This is a genomic window from Ochrobactrum sp. XJ1 (assembly GCF_024701725.1).
GTDB classification, from domain to species: domain Bacteria; phylum Pseudomonadota; class Alphaproteobacteria; order Rhizobiales; family Rhizobiaceae; genus Brucella; species Brucella anthropi.
This window is the reverse complement of the sequence record NZ_VDGD01000052.1, coordinates 1-2,198: the sequence shown is the minus strand read 5'-3', so window position 1 is coordinate 2,198 and position 2,198 is coordinate 1. Positions and strand designations below refer to the sequence as shown.

The following is a 2,198-nucleotide window of genomic DNA, read 5'->3' as shown; positions in this document are numbered from 1 at the left end:
TCGCCGGCGTCCTGAACCTTCCATGTGTTGCGGTGCGTCTGCGTCCCATCCGGCAAGGTGACGGGGGTGGAACCCTCATGCTGTAGGCCGATCTTCTCCCCGATCTCGGGCGCGGCCTCCTTCATGGCGCGCTCAAGATCGACGCCCCATAGGGTGCGCTGCTCGCCCTTGTCGTTTTCCAGCGTCACGAAATAGCTGTCGGACTTCTGCGGGTCATGCTCATAGGGCGCGGCCCCATGCTCGACCAGCCGGCCGGCATTGGTGAACTCGTCCTGTGCGGCGTAGAGCTGCACCCCGTCACGATGCCGGGTCATGGCGACATAGGTTAGATGCCGGTCCATCGTCCCCGACGCCATCACATAGGCGCGGTCCACCGTCGCCCCCTGATTTTTGTGAATCGTCGTCGCATAGCCGTGGTCGATCGCCTGATAATCGCCCATCGGCACGGAAACACTATCGCCGCCCCGGCCGTCGAGCGTGGCAATGATGCGGCCCGGCTCGACATGATCGACCGTGCCAAGCATCCCGTTTTTCACGCCAAGGTCGCGGTTGTTCTCCAAGAACACGATGCGGTCGCCGGGCGCGAACTCCCGCTTTCCGTCATTGGTCTGGAAGGTCAGCGCGCCGGCGTCCTCGCCCTGCGCCAGCTCGCCCCGGTCCTGTAGCTCGGTCCTGATCGCGTCATTGATCGCCCGAACATCGGCCCGGCGATGCGCCATCGCTACGCGGGTGCCGTCCGGGCGCTCGTCGCGGTCGGCAAGATAATCCCGCACGATCTGGCCCCGCGCGTCCTCGCCGGTTTCGGCAAAGCTGATATTGCCGCGATCCCGATAGGCCGCCAGCCCCTCGGCCGTCCGGTGCGTGGCGAAGTCAACCGACGCCTCCCGCTGCCAGTCCACGCGCTGCCGGCGAATCTCGGACAGCTCGGCATGGCCGATTTCCTCCGTGATCGCCCGGAACGGTGCGCCGGCCCCGATCGCCTGTAGCTGCTCATGGTCGCCTACAAGGACGATCTTCGCCCCGCGCGCCTCGGCCTCGCCAACGAAGCGGGCGAGCTGGCGGCTCCCGACCATGCCCGCCTCGTCGATCACGAACACGTCGCCGCGGCCGATCGTGCCGCGGTCGTTCTCCCAACCGCGGGACCATGACGCGAGGGTGCGGCTCTGGATGCCGGAACTTTCCTCCAAGCCCTCGGCCGCCTTCCCCGACAAGGCCGCACCGTGGACCTGATAGCCCTCGGCCTCCCATGCCTCGCGCGCCGCCGCGAGCATGGTGGACTTGCCAGCGCCGGCATAGCCGACAACGGCCGCGATCCGCTCCGGCCCGGTGATATGCTCGATCGCCCGGCGCTGCTCGTCGGACAACCGGGCGGAAGCATCGCCGGCGCTGCGCTGAATGGCGGCGTCCTGCCGATCTATCGCCCGCTCGACATGCCGGCGATCGACGCCATGACCATGCGCGCCGTGCATCCGCTGCGCGCTCTCGATCATGCCGGATTCGATCTCGACCATTTCCCGCGTCGAATACCGCGCAAGCTCGATCTCGCCCGTTGCCGGGTCCGCGCGCTCGGGCTGAAGCTCGACCAGCGCCGGCGAGGCCATCACCTTGGCGAAGGCGCTCTGAAACTCCTGCGGGTCGTCGTTGATGTAGCGATGCAGCGCCCGCGCAACGTCGTGCCGGTCGAACACGCTCTTTTCGCCGGTGATGAGGGTTAGAACCTGCTCGGGCTTCTCTCGGATCAGCTCGGCATTGCGCCGGGCCGCTTCCTCGTCCAGCCGCGACCGCGACACGTCGAGGCCGCGCCGCTCCATCTGCGTGGCATGGACGCCCATATGCTCGGTTGGCGCGATCTCTAGCCCGCGCTCCATATGCGAACGATGGTCGATGCGAATATCTAGCCCGGCCATCGCAAGCCGCTCGTTGGCGATCCCCTCCCACCTCTGGCGAAGGTCGCGGAGCTGCATATCGGTCGTCGGCAGGTCGTGCGCCAACAGCCATTTGTTTTCGCGCTCAAGATAGGTCTTGTCGCCTAACCCGCCCTCCGTCACCTGCCGCGTGGTCATAAGCAAATGGGCATGGTGATTGCGAACGTCGCTCGCCTCGTGCGGCGCATGAATGGCGAAGTCCACGGCCGCGCCGTAGCGGTCGGCCAGCTCCTGCGCCATCTCCCGCGCCGCCTCTAGCCGCTGCTCGGCCGA

1 protein-coding gene is annotated in these 2,198 nt (G+C 66.9%); it reads right to left on the bottom strand.

Annotated features, from left to right (window positions below; genetic code table 11):
• The coding region (gene traA / locus FG152_RS27065) for a Ti-type conjugative transfer relaxase TraA (RefSeq protein WP_498989448.1) at positions 1 to 2,198 on the bottom strand (2,198 nt) is incomplete at both ends.